The sequence below is a fragment of the Mycoplasma sp. 6934 genome (genome assembly GCF_055523595.1).
Window position 1 is genome coordinate 552,905 of record NZ_JBVFVE010000001.1, and the last position, 19,608, is coordinate 572,512.

A 19,608-nucleotide genomic window follows, 5' to 3' on the forward strand; every position below is an offset into this window, starting at 1 on the left:
ATTTATAATAATTTTGTTGAATTTTAACAATCAAAGGAGCAAAAAATGATATTTAATTTAGATAATGAAGATAACAAGAAACAAACTTTGGAACCTGAATATGAATATGAAGAAGATAAAAGAGTAGTTTTTAAAGATGATATAGAATCCACTAATGATGATAATGTTGAAGAAATAATCCCTCAAGATAACGATGATTATTTAGTAAAACCTAGTTTAATTACAGAACCACAAGGTGGACTTAAGCCAGTTATTGTGGATGACGAAATGAAAACATCATTTTTAGAATATGCAATGAGTGTTATTGTTTCCAGAGCTTTGCCTGATGCGCGTGATGGTCTAAAACCAGTACACCGAAGAATTCTATATGATATGTTTGAACTCGGAATTACCCCAAGTTCTCAACACCGTAAAAGTGCAAGAATTGTTGGGGATGTTTTAGGTAAATATCACCCTCATGGTGATTCATCAGTTTATGAAGCAATGGTGCGTATGGCACAAGATTTCTCTATGCGTTATCCATTAGTTGACGGACATGGAAACTTTGGCTCAATTGATGGTGATCAAGCTGCGGCAATGCGTTACACTGAAGCAAGAATGACAAAACTCTCAAGTGAACTCCTTGAAGGAATTAAAAAAGACACTGTTGATTTTGTCGATAACTATGATGCAACAGAGCAAGAACCAGTTGTCTTACCTGCTAAATTTCCAAATTTACTAGTTAGTGGTTCCTCAGGTATTGCTGTAGGTATGGCTACTTCAATTCCGCCACACAACCTCACAGAAATAATTAATGCCACGATAGCATTAGCTAAAAACCCTCAGATTACAACTATGGAATTAATGCAAAGTGTCAAAGGACCTGATTTTCCTACTGGAGGAATAATTTTAGGTACTAAAGGAGTTCTTGATACTTATGAAACAGGACGTGGTAGCATTATCGTTAGATCTAAAACACAAATTATCGAAAAAGCTAACGCTAAATCAAAAATTATCGTTACTGAAATTCCTTATGCAATTAAAACCAGTACAATTATTAAAAAAATTGTTGAACTTGTTAAAGAAAAAGTTATTGATGGAATTGCTGATATTAGGGATGAAACAAACCTTAACGGAATTAGAATTGTTTTTGATATTAAAAAAGGATATAGTCCAAGTATTATACTAAATCAATTATTCCAAAAATCAGATTTACAAACTACATTTAATTCAAATTTAGTTGCTCTAGTTAATGGAGAACCTAAAACATTAAGTTTAAAACAAGCATTAAATGTTTATTTAGATCATCAAAAGGATGTTTTTACTCGTAGACTTAATTATGATTTAACTAAAGCACAAGAAAAAGTTCATATTTTAGAAGGGTTAAAGGTTGCAATTTTAAATATTGACGAAGTTATTAAAATTATTAAAAGTTCTAAAACTGATCAAATTGCACAAGATAATTTAATTGCTCGCTTTGAATTTACTGAACGCCAAACTAAAGCAATCTTAGATATGAACCTACGTCGGTTAACTGCTTTAAATTATGAAAAGATGGTTGGTGAAATTAACCAACTATATATTGAAATAAAAGGATATCAAGAAATTTTAGCTAGCGAAGAAAAACTTGTTAATCTAATTATTGAAGAATTAGAAATAGTTCGGGATAAATATGGTGATAATCGCCGCACTAGCATTGATTATTATGGAGTGGGAAAAATTAATGATGAAGATTTAATTCCACGTAAAGAAATTGTAATTACTGCATCCATTAATGGCTATGTGAAAAGAATTAATTTAGATCAATATACTACGCAACGCCGCGGAGGTGCAGGTTCAACAAGTATGAAGACTTATGATGATGATGATATTTCATTAATTTTAAAATCCTCAACACACTCCAACTTACTACTTTTTTCAAATTTTGGTAAAGCATATGCCTTAAAAGGATATCAAATTCCAGAAGTGTCAAAACAAAGTAAAGGGCAACCTTTTATTAACATTTTAGAAAACTTAAACGTTAAAGAAGATGAGAAGATTATTTCAATAATTTCTGTTGATGAATTTGCTGATGATTTATTTTTAGCAACCATCACAAAAAAAGGTATTTTCAAAAAAACACCTCTTTCATTATTTAGTAATGTACGCCGCTCAGGTATTTTAGCTTTTAAATTACAAGATGAAGATCAATTAGTCAGAGCATTTATCGCTACATCTGGCGATAATGTCCTTGTTGCTAATAACTATAAAAATATTGCACTATTTGATATTGATTCAGTACGTACTTTGGGTCGCAACTCACTTGGTGTTAAAGCAATAAAACTTGTAGAAGGCCAATATGTAATTAATGGTTCTTCAAATAAAGATGGAGATTTAATTTTTTCATTAGGAGCTAAAGGATTTGGAAAAATTACTCATGAATCTGAATATAGAGTTACAAGACGTGGGGCTAAAGGAGTTACAGGTATTAATCCAGAAAAATCTGGGCATTTAGTCTTTGCTTCATTTGTTAATCAAGAAGATGAATTATTAATAATTACTTCAAATGGCAATACAATTAGAATTAAAGTTGATCAATTTAACCAAACTGCAAGAAATACTAAAGGTGTAAAAGTTATTAATTTACGTAATAAAGATCAAATTGTTGCGGTGGAAGTTTTAAAAAATATTAATAATACTCAAAAACACGATGAGAATCAAACACCTTATAATTAAGGTGTTTTTATATTAAATAATCAAATAATTTATAAATAAGTTAGTTTATAAATGCAATAATTATTTATAATATGTAATTATGAGATTACGTTTTGATAATACAGCACAGGGCAAACTTAATAATTCTAAATTTTATCTGCAAACTTTTCCAATTCAAGTATCCAAAAATGATGTCATTGAAATTGGAGCAGGAAAAGGGGAAATGATTGTGCAACTTGCGATAAATAATCCTAATATAAAATATTATGCATTAGAAAAATATCAAACTGTTGCTAATAAAATTTTGACTAAGATAAAACAATATAATCTAGAGAATTTATTTATTATTACTAAAGATGCAAAAGAATTAAACGACATTTTTATTGGAAAAGTAGAGCAAATTTGATTAACCTTTTCTGACCCTTGACCAAAAAATGCTCACGAGAAACGCCGTTTAACTTACAAAACTTATTTAGATTTATACAAAAATTTACTTGTTAAAAATGGTAGTTTGTGATTTAAAACAGATAATGATAAATTATTTAATTACTCAGTTGAATCATTACAAGAAAACAACTGAATAATTACAGATATCACTACTGATTTACACAAATCTAATTATAATCTTAACAATTATCAAACAGGCTATGAAACAAAATGAGCAAATCAAGGTAAAAATATTAATTTTTTAATTGCTCGCTATAATTGAAAGGAAGAAAATGAAAAATAATTTTAAACAAAGATTAACAAAATATTTAGAAATCAAAGCAATGTCACGATATGAGGAACCGATTGTTGACGAACTAAAAGCAAATATTCCAAGCATTTATGAGGTTTCACGGGATAAACTTGGCTCAGTAATTTTTTACAAAAAGTCAAAAGTTGAAAATGCTCCAAAAGTAATGATTGCAGCCCATATGGATGAAGTTGGTTACATTGTTAGATCAATTTCAAAACAAGGGCAACTTTTACTATCAGCAATTGGCGGAATTTGAGCTTCAACTATTATTGGGACAAAAGCTATTTTAAAAGTAGGAGCTGGTAAAGAATTCATAGGTGTTTTTGGACATACTAGCATTCACATCATGGAACGTGAAAAAGTTGCAAAAGCATTAACTAATGATGAATTGTACGCTGATTTTGGTTTCAAAAGTGAGCAAGAAGCTCTAGATAATGGTGTTGAAATAGGAGATCCGATTTTTATCTCGGGCGAAACAATATACTTTGATAATCCAGATTTACTTGGTGGGAAAGCAATGGATAATCGTGCTGGGGTGACTATTTTGGAAAAAATTGCAAAAGATCTATCAAACAAAGATTTAAATGTAGATTTATATTTAGTTGGAACTGTTCAAGAAGAAGTAGGAACAAGGGGCGCTAGAACCTCAGTATCTATTATAAAACCAGATATTGCTATAGCATTAGATACAACATCAACCCATGATACAATTGGTACAATACCTGGAACTACTGCATTATTTAAAGGTGCTGCTTTAAGGGTGAAAGATGGTGGGACACTTATGGACCCAAAACTTATTAAATGTTTTATAGATATTTCAAAAAAATACAATATACCAGCATATAAGTTTGTAGCTGCAGGTGGCGGAACTGATGCTGCTGAGTTACAATACTCTCCTAATGGCGGGGCTGCAACTTTAACTCTTTCATTAGCACAACGATATTTACATAGCCCTATTGGAGTTTGTGCCATAAGTGATTTAATGGCAACTGCTAATTTAATTATAAAGTTCTTAGAAGATTTTGATAATGAGACATATCAAAATATTGTTTTTAAGTAAAATATAGTATAATTAATTTAAATTATTAGAATTAATAAAAAATTGGAGGCAAAATTATGGTAGAAATGACTACTGGAATATTTATTTTAATGATTATATTAGTAGTAATTGGAGCGGTAGCTGCAGCTGCATTTGTTACTTTTATGCTAACTAAAAAATTCTTTGAAAAACAATTGCGTGAAAACCCACCGGTAAATGAAAAAATGTTACGTGTGATGTTTAATCAAATGGGTAGAAAAGCAAGCGAAACACAAATCCGCCAAATCATGCGTTCTATGCAAAATGCAAAAGATAACTAATTTAATAAATATTAAATCATTATTTAATAATAATGTTTTTTATTTTTTGCATTTTTTCAGAAAGTTCAATTAATATGAAAATAATGATATTAAAATCTAAATTTAAAAAAAATCCACTCTTTAAATTATTTAATAATTTTTATCAAAGGTGGAAAAGACTCTCTAAATTAAAGTATTTACTATTTGTTTATTTATTAATTCTGATTATTGCAAGTTTATTTTTATGAAGCCCAATTACTCAAACTAATCCAGAGAAAGATTGATATAGTGCAAAGAGCTATTTAAATTCTCTTTTTACAGTTTCAAGTGCTTTTAGTAACACAGGATTAGTTCTTTACGACACACACCTACATTGAAATATTCTAGGCCAAATTATTTTGGCAATCTTAATTATCTGTGGCGGTTTAGGGATTTTTGTTTTAAAATTTTACATTTTTAACTTTATTTTTAAACGAAATATAAAATCTATGAATGTTTACAAAATGATCCAATATGAAAGAAACCATACTGAAGTAAATAAAATTGGAAATTTATTAACTTCTTCAGTAACATTTATTTTATCTGTCATTTTGGTTTCTGGTTTTGCCATGAGTTTTTATTTTTATTATGCTAATCCTGAGCATACTTTTGGCATCCAACAAACTCTTGATGGATATGTTAATCCACAGGGAAATTGGTCACTAGCATTTAGGTTTGGTTTTTTTCATACAATATCAGCTATTAATAATGCTGGTTTTGATTTAATTTCAGGTCGATCCTTAATGCCTTATTATCAAAATTTTGCTTTGCAATTTTGATTTATTATTTTGCTGGTTTTAGGGGGTCTAGGCTTCCCGGTTATTTATGATATAAACCGTTATTTTAAACATAAACTTAAACGTAAAAAAAATAAATATCGTTTCTTATTATTTACCAAAGTATCAACAATTACATATCTTTTAATTTTTTTAGTTGGTTTGGCAATGTTGTTTGGTTTTGAATTTTTTTCAATTAATGCAAATACCTTTTGAAATAAAGTCTACATTCCAGATGCTATGAAAAATGATTATAATAATTGGCTTTATACTTTAAGTTTTTATTCAGAAAATCCAACTCAGCAAGGTAAGCTAATTTATCAAGAACTAAGATCATTAACAAGCCTTAATGATAGTTCAGCTTTAACAACAGATAGTGCTAAAGAATGATTTAATATTTTAAATAAAAACCACCTTAATATTATTAAATTTTTTGATCAGAATGGTATGTTAATTGGGTATAAAAATGGCACCTTAAAAGAGTTTTTAAACCAAGGTCAAATGTATGGCGGTACTTTTGATAAAGTTTTCGCTTTAGTATTTACTTCTTTATCAACTCGTAGTGCTGGCTTTGCTACTGTTAACATGAGAGATTTTTCACGAACAAGTTTTTTTGTTTTATTAATTATGATGGTTATAGGCGCAGCACCATCCTCAACTGGTGGAGGAATTAGAACAACTACCTTTGCAATTGTTTCTTTAACAATTCTTTCAGTTATCTTGAAACGTTCAAGGGTTAGAGTTTTTAAGCGCAGCATCAACCCTGAAAATGTATTTATGGCTGGCCAGGTATTTATTATTGGTTTAGTAATATTGCTAATGGCTTCCTTTGTCTTATTTACTTCCTTTGATATTTATGGTGGAAATGTTAATACAGATCAGGCATTATTAAGTAAAACATTTGAAGCTCATATTACCTCTTATGAGTCTGAGCATATCTTCTTTGAAGTCGCTAGTGCCTTTGGAACAGCTGGCTTATCGACAGGTATTACAAGAGATCTTAATATTGTTTCTAAAATTGCACTAATTTTTGTGATGTTTATTGGTCAATTTGGAATTTCTTCATCACTACTTGTTTGAAATAGGAAAAAAAGTAATAAGAGACATTATGAATATATAACTACTGACATAGTTATAGGTTAGGAAAATATGAAATTTAGTTATTCAGATGACATAGTTATTATTGGGCTTGGTCGATTTGGTCAATCAATTGTAGATGAACTTTTAAAACTAAATAAAAAAATAACTATTATTGATAGTAATGAAGAATTGCTAAAACGTTATAAAGATGATATAGATAATTTAATTTTGGGTGATGCCGCTGATACTCGTTTACTAAAAGCTAATAAAATTAGTTCAGTTGGCACAGTTGTTGTAGCAGTTCCTGAAAATATCGAGATTGTTGCCGCATTATTAGAATTAGGAACTAAAAACATTATTGCACGCTCAACTACACCAAGACACAGCCGTGTTCTTAGACAAATTGGTGTTGATTTAATTGTTAGTCCCGAAAATGAATCAGGGAAACGAACTGCATTAATAGCTGCTAATAGCAACTTTTTAAAATATAGTGAAAATTTTCAAGAAATTGGTGATGATTTTGTAATTGGTACAACTACAATAAAAAACCACTCACTTAATAATAAATTAGTTAAAGATGTTGATTTTAACAAGCGGGGTGTAAGTTTAGTTTTAGTAAAAAATAATGGTAAAAGCATTCGCCCAACTGGTTCAACATTATTACATTATAATGATACAGTTACCTTAATTGGAGATATTTCAGATGTCAGCCTAGCATTTGAATGACTCCAACAAGAATAATTATTCATTAAAGCAAAAAATGAGTTTGAAAAAACTCATTTTTTATTACTATTTTCTTGGTAAGAAGGTCGATAAGTGGTAAAATATTATAGGATGGTGGGAAAAAATGTCAAATATTATCTACGGAACACACTCACGAAACATGGATGGAAAAAACCGAGTTGTTTTACCATCTAATATAAAAGAGTATTTAGGCACGAATTTTATGATTTCAATTGGCTTTGATGGGAATGCTGACTTACGCAGTAAGGAAGAATTTAAAAAATACATTAAAATGTTAGAAAATCAAAGTGTATTTGATAAAAAAGCCCGGATTATTACACGCTCTATTTTAGGAAATAGTTTTGAAGTAAGCTTAGATAATATGAATCGCATTAGTTTACCAAAACAAATGGTCGAACAACTTGCTATCCAAAAAGAAATAATTTTTATTGGCGCTGGAACACTAGTAGAATTATGATCAGCAGAGAAATACAATAGTTTTGTTAATGAACACACTCTTGATGATATTGCTTTAATCGCACAAGAACTTTCTGAAAAACATAATGGATAAATTACACTATTCAGTTATGCTTAATGAAACTATTGATTCTCTTGATATTAAGCCTGATGGTATTTATGTTGACTTAACATTAGGTCTAGGAGGTCATTCAGCTAAAATCCTCGAAAAAATAACGAATGGACATTTATATTGTTTTGATAAAGATTCATTTGCCATAAGGGCATCTGATTTTAAGTTAAAACAAGTAAGTCTCAATTACACCTTAATTAAAAGTGATTTCAAAAATATAAAATCAAAATTAAGGGAATTGAATATCGAGAAAGTAGATGGTATTATTGCTGATTTAGGATTTTCTTCACCTCAAGTTGATCAAGCAAGCCGTGGTTTTAGTTATAACAAAGATGCTACCTTGGATATGCGTATGGACCAAGAGCAACAATTTTCTGCTCTTGAATTAATTAATACTTATTCACAAGCTAGTTTAGAACGAATCTTACGTGATTACGCTGATGTAAGGCTTTGACAAAAAGTTGCTAAGGCCATCATAATAAACCGTCCAATTACAACTACACTTGAATTAGTAGAGATTATCAAAAAAGCATACCCTGCAGCACTTTTACGCAAAAAAAACCCCGCCAAACAAGTTTTCCAAGCCTTAAGGATTGAAGTAAATAACGAACTAGATTCGTTAAAAACTATGCTTAACGATGCATTAGAGTTACTTAATAATAATGGCACCCTAGCGATTATTACATTTCACTCCTTAGAAGATCGCATTGTAAAGCAATTTATTAAAAAAATCACATATTCAAATTTACCTCATAAGATGCCGATTCAAGAGGAAAAAAAATATGTGATTAAACAACTAACTCCTTCAAAATCGGAACTATCCGAAAATAAAAGGTCTAAAAGTGCAAAATTAAGAGTTATCAAAAAACTTGCTTAGTAAATCAAAATATTGTTTATATTTAAATAATTTCCTTTCAATTAATAATTATTATAAATAAAATTTTAGTTTAATCTAATTAATTTAGCTGATTATTAAATTAAACTTTGTTATTTGTTTTGGGCTAATGATAAATCTTAAAGTTTATTTGTGCGCACATTTAATACGATAAACTTATTAAAAAAATAAACTAAATATTTATTTTAAGGCAATAATTAAATCATTACTTAATTAAATTAACTTAGTATTATAACTTGTTTAAAAATATTAGCTACATTTTTAAACATTATAATTTAAGCATATTTTTAGTTATTTAAATGCTTTTATTATTTAATACTATATATTAAATATAGTTGCTGCCCTGTTTTGTGTTACATTTGTACCTCCTTTTTCTGTATAAAATAAGTTTTAATAATATTTTTAAACTAGTATTTGAGCAACTTTTAGAACTTTTTTATAACAAAAACAAGCAAATTAAAATGCTTGTTTTTTAATATATTTTTACTGATTGAAAGGCATTTACAAGTGTTGTATTTTTCATTTAATTTTATATAATATATATTAATATATTATATTATTTAAAAAGTGAGGCATTATGAAATCAAAAAATAAGAAACGTAGTTTATTTTTAGTGCTCTTTGCACTAGGCATCAGTACATCAGTAGTCACTGCCTGCAAGGCACCAGGTTCATCAGTTCAAATTGGACGTTCAGGTGATCAAGAACCTAAAGACCCAAAACCTAAGGAAGATGAAAAACCAAGTGATTCACTTGATAAAATAAAGTTTGTAACAAGTGATCCAAAAGCAGGAAATAATACCCAAAAACTTGCAAAACCACAAGATGGTGATTTACCACGTAAAATATCTAATAACATCATTTATTCAGACCAAAAAATTAGATATGTTGCAATTGGTGATTCGATTACTGCGGGATTTGATGGTACTTTACCAAAAGATTATAAAGGTAAACTCGAAGCTAATAATAGTGTTTCAGGTTTATCATATCCTGCATTTTTAGCACGAATGTTAAATCAAAATAATCGTGTTGAATCATTTAATAACTATGCAATTTCTGGAGCTACAACTCTGGACTGAATAAAGTTTTTAAATTTTGAACTAGATAATAAACGCTTTAGCACAAATCCAAGTGTTATTTTTAGTTCACTTAATAATAAACGACAACAAATTATTAATGAATTACAAAACTCAAACTTAATTACCTTTACTTTGGGAGCAAATGACTTCTTTGGTCTATTATTTGACACAATTGGAGATGCCGAAAGTTTAGACTTAATTAAAAACTTTTTTGATAATAAACCAATTTTAGGTGATGCAATTAAATTTGTTAACCGCTTATTTCAAAAAGCACTGCCTGAAATGAGAAAGCGTTTAATTGCATTTGCAAAGCAATTAAAAGAATTAGCACCAAAAGCTAATATTAATATTGTTTCATATCCAATGCCATTATTAATGTTGTTCAATGTTCTTAATGAATATATTAATACTAACTTAATAGGTAATTTAGGTAGTTTAAAAGTTTTAGATTTATTGCAAGAAATCCTTAATGATTTATTAAAAGAAGTAGCAATTAATGCAGATGTAAATTACGTTAATACTTATAATAATGAATTTTGGAATGAAAATGCAAAAGATCTATCAGCCATTTTCTTTGATATACACCCTGGAACTAAAGGTTACAAAAAAATGGCAATGGATTTATATTTAAAGATCACAAAGCCAAATTTAAATCAAAAATATTATGATAATTACAATTTTACAGATCAATATTTAAAATTAGATGCCAATACAGCTAGTTATCAAATTCAAGTTGATAATCCTGATCAAAGCGTTTTAGGAAAAAGTTCATATGAATATATTAATACAACAAGTGATTATGAATATTCAATTGATTTATTAAGAACACCATTAAACTTCATGGGCCGTTTAAAAGAGTTAGCTTATGTCTTTGATTATTACATTGGTGATGTTCTTGATTTCTTAACAAATAGCTCAGTTTACGAACAAATTGATCCAAACGGTGTTCTTAAAACATTACTTAATAAAACTTCAACTAAAGGTAATACTTATTTTGCCAATTTAACTTCAGAAATTTTTGGTTCACAAAAAATAGCTCAAATTCTAGCTAATATTCAAATTCAAATTGATTTAGCTACTAAAGATAAAAACCTAGATTTTGCAAGTTTAAAACGAATTGTCACAAGTAATATTCTATCTCTTGATAATTTAGCATACGTAATTAGCGGAATTGCACGAAGTGAATTAGTTAAATTTAATAAAGATGAATTATCAAAAGCAATTAAAGAAGTTATTCAAAATATTTTAAGCTTCTTTAAAGATTCAATTAGTAATTTATTAGTTAATCCAATTCATAATGTATTGAAAGACTACAATATTCAAAAAACTGATATAAATAAGATTTTTGATAATCTAATTAGTTCTAAAGATTTTGTTGCTTTAATTAGCAAGTTAATCGATATCTTTATCTACAATTCTGATGAATTTAGTGATCTTTCAAACCTTTCACAATTTATTAATGCATTTATCGCAGATAAAAAGAATAACGATGAATTATCATCATTAATTAATAATAATTTTAAATATTTTATTAATAATGAAGGTGTTCAAAACTTAGTAACCAATGTTGTTTATAGTTCACTAGAAAAAGCTAATTTAACTAAAAATATTACTAAAGAACAACTGAAACAAGCAACTAATAATGGTTTTGATTTATTACAAGAATTAAATATTGAATTTAAAATTGTTGATAACTTGATTGCAAATGTATTAAACAAAATTGCAATTCGCGGCCTTGGTAATATAACTCAAGTAGTTTCAGAAGCTTTTGTTGATTCATTTAAATCATTTTTACTAAATAATGATTATGAAAGTAATATAGTAAAAGTAATTAAAATCTTAGCTAATTCTAAATTTATAGCTAGCCACCAAGATTTACTTTCACAACTATTAAATAACCTTTTAGATTCTCAAAATATTTCTTCTGTAAGCATGGTCTTAACTAGTGCAATAAGAAGCAACCAAACATTGAGTAAATTTTTCAATGAACAAGATTTAAATAATGTATTTAAATTTGTTCTTAATTTAACTGAAACCAAACAAATGTTGCTGTCAACAGTTGATGCAACATTAAAAAACTATGATACTTTTAAAAATGTTCAAAGTTTAAATGAAGTAATTCTTAAAATAATTAGTAATTTTAACCTAGATTTATTTAAAACAAACTTAGTAAGCTTCCTAAATAAAATCCGTAATTCATCTGAATTTAAACAATTTTTAATTAGTTCATTAACTAACTATGTAAGTTCTGCAAATATTAAATTAACAACTAAAGATCATGAATTTATCCAATCATTAATCAATGATTTAAATCCAACTTTAGATGATATTAATATTTTAGAACCAGTTATTAATACATTCTTTGAGCACCTTAAAGAAATTAAAAATTCAGATAACATCCTTGGCGATCTTAATGGTCTTTCAGATAAACTTTTAAACGTTATCCAAACAAAAATTAATGATCCTATTGCTTTTGCTAAAAAACTTATTAATAAACCATATATTAAAAATAATGTTGATTTTATTGGGACAATTGCCAAAATTGTCTATGCTGATTTAAATGCAAATGGATTATTAGTTAACTTGGTGAACAATAATTTGTCTACATTGCTTGAAAATGCAAATGTATCTAAATACCTTGACCAAGATGAAATCAAAAAATTATTTATTACACTAATTAATAACCCTGAAACACAAAACATTATTTATAGTGCAATTACAGTAATTATTAATGATCCTAATTTACTAGATAAACTAAATGATACGAATGATTTAATTAATACATTATTAGTAAAAGCTGATGTTAAAAAGTTAATTAAAAATAGCCTAAAAAATATTAGCATTGATCTTTTTAATGATATTTCACTGAATAAAACCTTAGCGAAAACCTTAGTTGAAATATCAAAAGATAGTTTTTTAGCAATTGATAAAAAATATCAATCATTAATTCATAATGTTATTCCAAGTATTAAACATATTTTAAAATCAACCAATAAATATGAGCAATTCTTTAGTTTAATTTTTAATACGCTATCTGAGGCAAATAGTATTGATCAAATTGCCTCTAATTTATTTGATAAATTTAAAGACTTCTTTGATTTTAAAGATTTAAATCTTTATAAAGTTATCTTAACATCTCCAATAGTTTTAGAAACTAAAGACTTATTAAAAGAATTTTTAAATGATTTCTTAACAAAGATAAAATCACCGCAATTCCCTGAATTTATTAATTCTTTATTACCTGAAAGTTTACCTTATAATATAACTAAGGATGAAATAAAAACAACTATTTCATTAATTTACAATAATGAAAACTTGCATAAAGCCCTTAATTTAGCAATTGATTTATTATTTAATAACCTTGATAACCTAAAAAATGCAACTTCCCTAATTCAAGCTTTAAAAGTGGTTTTAAATGATAAAACTAATTTACAAAGCTTGGGAACTGAAATAGCAAGTTTTGTTAGTGGAGTTCATAAAGACCACACAATTAAAAAAGTTGTTGTTAACTTATTGCAAGGATTCTTAAACCAGCCTTCATATAGTTGAGTATTAGAAAATGTTAATGATAAACAAACATTTTTAAATAATACTTATGATACTTTAATTAGTGAGTTAACCAACCTTAATTTAATTAAACATTTATTTAGTGGCTTAGAACAATTTATTAGTAGTGATTCGCTGGATTTTAGTAGTTTAATCTCATTTTTTATTAAAGAACTTTTCAAAGAATTTGCAGCTGATAAACTTGAAACTAATTTAGTTAGAATTATTAAAGCGATAAGTCAAAATTATTTAACACAAAATAAACAAGCAATATTACAAGTTTTTAAAAATATTTATAATCATTTTGCTAATGATAAAGAGAAATTCCCAACCTTGCTTAGTGGAATATTACCCGAAAATATCAAATCAAAAATTCAAGAATATGCAAACTTAAGAGACCTTGCAGATTTAACAACCTTAGTTTTAAGTGATAACGCAGTTAAAAATAACATTTTCGAATTAGTTAGCTCAATTTTAAATAATAGTCAAAAACTTGCTCAAATTAACTCTTTATCAGATTTAATTTTTACAGCCTTAAAATCAATTGATCATACTAAACTAAAAACATTATTAACCAATATATTTAGTAAGATTAATACTCCATCTTGAAGCAATTCAATCGTTAAACTTTTAGCACAAATTTTAGAAAATAAATATCCTAAAATATACAAAAAATCTACTACTGAAGGATTTATTGAAAACTTAATTAAAGATTATTATGCAATAGATAAAATAGCAAACTTTAATCAAAAAATTATTGATTATATTTCAAATGCTATTTGAAATTCTTCACATAAAAATCTTAATGACTTATATAATGATTTAAGTATTAATAAACTAACCAATAGTATCTTTGCTGATTTAACAACTAAGCTTGATCAAATAATACAGGCATTTGTTAAATCTAATGTTATTACTAAAAATAAAACATACTTCTTGGAAGTTATTGAATTTGCAAGTTTAGAATTATTAAATAATTACAATTTACTTTTAGAACCACTTAATAAATTACTAGTGAGTGAACAACTTATCGATGAAAGTAAAAAACTTACCTTAGATCAATTTAAAAACTTCAAGGAATTTGTTCAGGACGTTGTTTATTTTGATTCTAATGTTTCATTAATTTATAAAACACTTAATTTTAGTGACCAGCAACTTAAATCAATTACTAATCTAGAGACTCTAAAAACAGCACTAATTAATAATCTTACTAATGCTGTTGATATCCAAGAATATGATTTCATTAAATCAATTATTCATTCAAACTTTTTAAGTAAAGAAAAAGAATTTATAAAACATATTATTGAAAAATTAATTCAAAAATTTGTAACAAAAGAAACACTTACCCCAATTTTAACTAACGTTGGTCTTAACTTATTTGGATCTGAAACTCTTAACAATACTTTAAAAAATGCCTTAGCGGATATTTTGGTAAAAGACGATTTTAAAGTAATCCTTAAAACTATTGTTAATACTGTGTTAGACAACTTAAATCATTTACAAAAAGCAACAACATATAATGATTTAGTAAAAGCAATTTTTACAATTCCATCTTTAAAATCACAAATTGAGCAACCTTTAGTTAAATTTATTAAAGATGCAATCTTAAATGATAAATTTAAAACTTCATTTAGAGAATTGCTTACTAACTTATTGAATAATCCTTCTTTTACAGAATACTTCAAAGGAATAGAAAATAAACAAAGAATTGTTGATAATGTTTTAGATGTTTATAACATAATTGATAAACATCTAAACTTTAGCCAATTGATCTTCAATACAATTTTTGATGCCTTAGCAACTTATGGTTCCCAAGTTAACATAACTAAAACTGCAAATGTAATTCTTAATGGACTACAAAAACATTTAGGAGACTCAACCAACCAAGAAAGCAAAGTTATTGCTTTAATTAAAGAGTTAGCTAATTCAAAATTATTTGCAGAAAATAAAGATGATTTAACTAAATTACTTTCTAATATCATAAATATTTTAAAAACACAAGGTACTTTTGATAATGCTCTTGATGCCTTACCTCAAAGTGCTAAAAGCACTATTGCTAAATTTATACCATTAAGTTCCCTTAAAACATTATTTAATTACATTCTGGCAAACCAACACTTCAACTCAATTTTCAATAATACTGTATATAACTTTATAACCAGAATCAACGAATTTAAAGATGTTACTTCATATTTTGATGTTTTAAAGAAAACATTAAGTATCATTGATACAAACAAACTTGAAACCGACGTTAATGGATTAATAAATGACTTATTAAAAAATTCAACTGAAGTTAAGCAGGCAATTAATGACTTTTTAATGCAAACTTTCACTACTTATGGGGTTTCAGTTACTGATGCAAAAATTAAAAATTTAATTACGAATATAAGTAATAATTTAGATCAACTAGTTGAAGCTGCTGATATTTTAAAACCAATTATTGATAAATTCTTTATTAGAATTAAATCAGCAAGTTCTCAAACTAATTTAACTGGAATGCTTGATGAATTTAAAGCATTAACTAACGATGTTTCATTAATTATTCAATCAAAATTAAAGGATAATCCAAAACAATTTGTCGATAAGATTTTAAACCTTAGCTTTTTAAAAAATGACAAAGCAACTTTAGCAAAAGCAATCTCGCAACTATTAATTGGTTTAAAAAATAAAGGTGTTTTAGCAAATATTTTTAACCAAGTAGTTGATAATATTGAGCAAAATACAGCATTTTTAACCTTAATAGATAAACAAACCTTAAAATTATTAGGGCAAATAGCTTTAGATAATACTAGTTTAAATAATGCCTTAACCAGTATTGTCCCTGAACTTATTAATGATACAAACTGGCTAAATCATACAAATAATCTTTTTGAATTACTTAAAACAGCTTTAACAAAAGCACCTGTTAAAAATGCAATTATTTCATATTTAAATACTTTTGCAAATTCATTATCTAGCAATCCTAAGGTGCTTGAAATAGCTTTAAGATTAATTGATAATTTAGCTAAAAATTACCAAATTAACCTAAATGGAATTAATAAAACTGCATTAGTATCTGCTCTTTTAAATAATCTTAACAATTATTTAAAAGATATTCAATTATTACCTAACTTATTTACTCAAACTCTTGATTCAATTACTTCATCAATTAATACTGAGCAAGCTATAAGTAGGTTACAAGATTGAATTTCTAGCAAGTTAAATCTTGGTTCATATCAAACATATAAAAAATTCTTTATTCATTTTGAAAATTTAAGTAATAATAAAAATGATTTAAAACAAATTTTCAACAGTGTTTTGACTAATATTGGCCAAAATAATGAATTACTTAAATCTTTTGTAAATACTGCAAGTCAAAGCAATGTATTAGTTAAATACCAAATTCCTGAGACTGATTTAGAAAGCGTTTTAAAAGCTATTTTAAGTGATAACCAGATTCTAAATAATTTTAAAGATCTATTTGGAGCTTCAGTTAATAATTGAAATGCATTTAAATCAGCAAATGATTTTTGAGATTTATTAAATAGATTATTGCAAGATTCTTCTTTTTCAAATAGTTCTGCAAATTTATTAAAAACTATCTTAAACAAACTTTTAATCAATACTAATTTTCACAACATTATTAGTAAAATAACGGTTAATGAAGTTAAGAATACTAAATATAGTCAAATCTTTGACAGATTGTCAAATTCTGAAAATTTTGTTAAAAACTCATTTTCACTTGTCAATATTTTTAATAAGAATTTAAAACTTACTGATAACTTAGTTGATAATTTAATTTTGGATCTCAAAAAATCAAAAGACCCACTTACAATTAACTCAATTATTAATAGTTTAGTAAAAAGTGTCAATAACTTTATAAGTCAAGATAATTTTGACTTAAGAGCTGCACAATTATTTAAAGAAGTTTTAAATAATTCTGCTTTTGAAATTGCTAAGTTAGATTTAACTGTTGTGGTTGAAAATGCTACTACTATCTTAATAAAAGATGTGCAACTTGGAGAACTCGTTTGAAGTTTATTACCAAGTAGTTCAAGAGCATTTATTACCCGTAATTTCATTGATAAAACACACTTTACCGGTGTTATTGATGATATTTTAGATCCAAGTTCAATTAAAGAAGTTGTTGGTGAAATTATGGTTTATATTATCAACAATAAATCACAATTTTCTAATATTAACAGCTTAGTTGATATCTTTAAAATTTACTTTAATAACCCAAATAACAAACAAAACTTCCAAGCTAAAATTGTTAAAATTTTACAAAATGGATTTAAGAAAACTAACGCCAAAAATTCTATTATAGCTGTTTTTGACAAAGGAATTAAATTCTTCAATATTCGTAATACTTCGCAAGCAAATGAACTAAAACGTAAGTTTGCTGATGGATTTGGTGGTTTTTTAGTACGCCAGGAAATCTTTACAAATGCACTAAATGCTGTTTTTGAAACAGTATCACGTGCAAATAATCTTAAACAAATTCCTAGCGTAATCGCAAATGCATTAAGTGGCAATTTAAAGATATCTGAATTTAATACAATTAAAAAACTCTTAAAAGATGAATTAATTCAAAAGAATTCAAAATTAATTATTGATTTTGCATTTGAAGCAATTAGTAACTTTATTAATGATCAAAATAGAATAAGGGCTGCAATTGATGAATTTGGCATTGTAGAATTAATAACAGCAAGTTATCCAGATATTGATAAAATACTTGTCAAAGACATGTTAATACTTGCAATTAATAACCCTGATTTACGGCAAGCATTAAATACTTCAATTAGTGATTTTATAACTAGAATCAATGAATACCAAAAAAATAACAGTTGATTAACGGCTCTAAACACCTTGTTAAATGCTCCTACAGAAACTTCAAGTAAATTAAAAGATAATTTCTATAATTGAATAAAAGCAACCTTAAAAAATCCTGATCAAAGGTTAGTTAAAGGTGCTGCACAAGTTTTAATTTCAAAACTAAGAGATTCAAATGTTATGTTTAGTTTTACAGGCCAAGATGCCACGATGGTTAATAACATGGTTGGTAATTTCTTTAAATTTATTGCTGACCGCAACGAATTAAAGGGTATGATTGATAAAATCTATGAAAGAATTAGGTTAATTGATTTTTCAAAACTAAAACGTGATGATCCAAAAATCGTAATTCGTGCAATTACTGATGGAGCATTCCACTTTCTATTAGCATGAGATTATAAAACATTCCAACTTAGCAAAATTTATGAGAATATTCCCTTTTTAAAGGCTTTAATTGATAGTTTAGGGGATGATAATTATGTTAGATTTATTAACCGTATTTTTGAAGCAAGTGACCGCACTAAAATGACTGGTATTTACGGATTTATAAAAAATACATTAATGAATGGAGAATGAGAACACGAAAAACCAGGTAAACCAATTGATCCACCTAAACCACCAGTGGATCCTGGTAAACCAATTACTCCTAGTCCATCTCCTACTCCAACACCACCTGAAGCACCAATTGATACAGAAGAAGGTTATGGTTTTTACCAAGATTACAGTGTACTTACAATTAGGGATCGAGTTGCAGATTTATTAAGAATATTCTACCGTCCAATTTTTAGACAAATGTTAGTTAAATTGTCAAATAAAACATATAATATAAATAATCCTAAAGGTAATCCAGAATATCATGCTGCTTATCGTATAACAGCACTTGTATTATGATTCTTAAAAGACAAAGCTGAACTTGGCGGATGGTTCTGAAATATCGGTTTAGATGCTGTTTCCATGGTGGTTAATTCTCTAAGCATGGCTTTTGGTGATGCTAGAGATACTTATCCAGATAAGTTTAAGCAACTATCTAATAAAGAATTAGAAGCTATGGGTGGTTATTCTTCGTGATATGGCATTAGATCTTATAATACCGATTTTATAATAGGAAACCGTGCTTCAAGTACACGTCATTGAAACTATTGATCAGATCAATTATTAGCCTATGTTTACTACCGTGTTGGCTACAACGATAGATATACAGGACGTGCAAATACTGATATATTATTAGACTCATTAAAAGATGGTTTCTTACATAAAAGATAATTCAAGATATAAATACTTTAATATTTAAAAGCATTACAAAACCACCTATAAATTTAT

Annotated in this window: 9 protein-coding genes; all 9 read left to right on the forward strand. The window is 27.1% G+C overall.

Features of this window, described 5'->3' with window-relative positions; genetic code table 4:
- Positions 1-45 precede the first annotated feature (45 nt).
- Positions 46-2,694, forward strand: coding sequence for a DNA gyrase subunit A (gyrA, locus tag AC0B4S_RS02445; protein ID WP_465101530.1), 2,649 nt, complete (start codon positions 46-48; stop codon positions 2,692-2,694).
- A gap of 79 nt (positions 2,695-2,773) precedes the next feature.
- Complete coding sequence (gene trmB / locus AC0B4S_RS02450) at positions 2,774-3,403, forward strand: tRNA (guanosine(46)-N7)-methyltransferase TrmB (RefSeq protein ID WP_465101531.1); 630 nt, start codon at positions 2,774-2,776, stop codon at positions 3,401-3,403.
- Positions 3,393-4,472, forward strand: a complete 1,080-nt coding sequence (locus AC0B4S_RS02455; RefSeq protein WP_465101532.1) for a zinc-binding metallopeptidase family protein — start codon at positions 3,393-3,395, stop codon at positions 4,470-4,472. Before trmB ends, AC0B4S_RS02455 begins: the two co-directional genes overlap by 11 nt.
- Positions 4,473-4,528: 56 nt before the next feature.
- The gene (locus AC0B4S_RS02460; protein WP_465101533.1) at positions 4,529-4,771 is read left to right on the forward strand and encodes a YneF family protein; all 243 of its coding nucleotides are present in this window, start codon (positions 4,529-4,531) and stop codon (positions 4,769-4,771) included.
- Between the two features lie 83 nt (positions 4,772-4,854).
- Positions 4,855-6,708 carry a potassium transporter TrkG gene (locus AC0B4S_RS02465; RefSeq protein WP_465101534.1) on the forward strand — a complete coding sequence of 618 codons (1,854 nt, stop codon included), beginning with the start codon at positions 4,855-4,857 and terminating at the stop codon, positions 6,706-6,708.
- 6 nt (positions 6,709-6,714) lie between these two features.
- A complete protein-coding gene (locus AC0B4S_RS02470; protein WP_465101535.1) occupies positions 6,715-7,386 on the forward strand; it encodes a potassium channel family protein in 672 nt (223 codons plus the stop codon).
- 106 nt (positions 7,387-7,492) lie between these two features.
- Complete coding sequence (locus AC0B4S_RS02475; RefSeq protein ID WP_465101536.1) at positions 7,493-7,939, forward strand: division/cell wall cluster transcriptional repressor MraZ; 447 nt, start codon at positions 7,493-7,495, stop codon at positions 7,937-7,939.
- Positions 7,932-8,834, forward strand: coding sequence for a 16S rRNA (cytosine(1402)-N(4))-methyltransferase RsmH (rsmH, locus tag AC0B4S_RS02480; protein ID WP_465101537.1), 903 nt, complete (start codon positions 7,932-7,934; stop codon positions 8,832-8,834). Before AC0B4S_RS02475 ends, rsmH begins: the two co-directional genes overlap by 8 nt.
- A gap of 595 nt (positions 8,835-9,429) precedes the next feature.
- A complete protein-coding gene (locus tag AC0B4S_RS02485; RefSeq protein ID WP_465101538.1) occupies positions 9,430-19,551 on the forward strand; it encodes an SGNH/GDSL hydrolase family protein in 10,122 nt (3,373 codons plus the stop codon).
- Positions 19,552-19,608 lie beyond the last annotated feature (57 nt).